We start from the raw sequence: 782 nt of genomic DNA, 5'->3' as shown, positions 1-782 counted from the left end.
ATAACTTGGCTCACTTCACAATCAGTATTCATTGTTTATGAGCCAGAAAAGTGGGGATCCCTCAGTCACGGGTATAAATCAATATATTCTTGTGTCACTTCAAGATGCGCAGGTATATTTCCATAACATGAAAATAGGCAAGCAATGTTATGAGAAGCTACTTTCTAAGCATTCAACTTTTCAATAAGTTAAGCTTGACACTTTATTAGCGGTATTAGGAAAACTGATGAGCGAACTACAACAAAATAATCCATTACATGGTTTAAAACTTGAGACTATGATCACAGAGTTAGTCGACTTTTACGATTGGAAAATTTTATATGCCGCTCTGCGTTTAGAATGTTTTAATCACAACCCTAACTTGGCTGGATGTATCAAATTTTTAAAAAAAACAGAATGGGCCAGAGAACGAGTAGAGAATTTTTACCTTTATCGCTTCAAACGTATGCCAAAAGCCAATGCGGGGCAATTTAAACTCAAACCTCGTGAGCGTGGTTTTGCCAATGGCATTATGCCCCGTAAACCACAAGTGTTAACATTAGAGTTAGTGGCTGAAATGCGCGCAAAGGCCGAAGCCGATTATAAAGCCATGAGCAAGAAAAAGGACTCAAACGGTTTTAACAAAGGGCAAAAAGCTTCATTCAATACCGCTAAGAAGCGCGATAACCGCCCTAAGGCCTCACAAGATCCCAACAATCCTTGGGGTAAATAACCTGAACTCGGGATAATGAGTGTCAACAATATTATGAAATTCATTTAATATCAGCAAATTAAATAAAATT

1 protein-coding gene is annotated in these 782 nt (G+C 37.7%); it reads left to right on the top strand.

The window, feature by feature from the left end; all coding sequences use genetic code 11:
* Positions 1 to 226 precede the first annotated feature (226 nt).
* Positions 227 to 712 carry a VF530 family DNA-binding protein gene (locus tag Q0791_RS24925; protein WP_299011956.1) on the top strand — a complete coding sequence of 162 codons (486 nt, stop codon included), beginning with the start codon at positions 227 to 229 and terminating at the stop codon, positions 710 to 712.
* The last annotated feature ends 70 nt before the right edge of the window (positions 713 to 782 follow it).

Source organism: uncultured Shewanella sp. (genome assembly GCF_947495455.1).
In the GTDB taxonomy this organism is placed as follows: domain Bacteria; phylum Pseudomonadota; class Gammaproteobacteria; order Enterobacterales; family Shewanellaceae; genus Shewanella.
The sequence above is the reverse complement of the archived record's forward strand: the minus strand, read 5'-3'. Positions and strand labels throughout refer to the sequence as shown.

Excerpts from the sequence above, each read along its gene's own strand:
- Q0791_RS24925 (WP_299011956.1), top strand. The coding sequence starts at position 227 with ATGAGCGAACTACAACAAAATAATCCATTACATGGTTTAAAACTTGAG.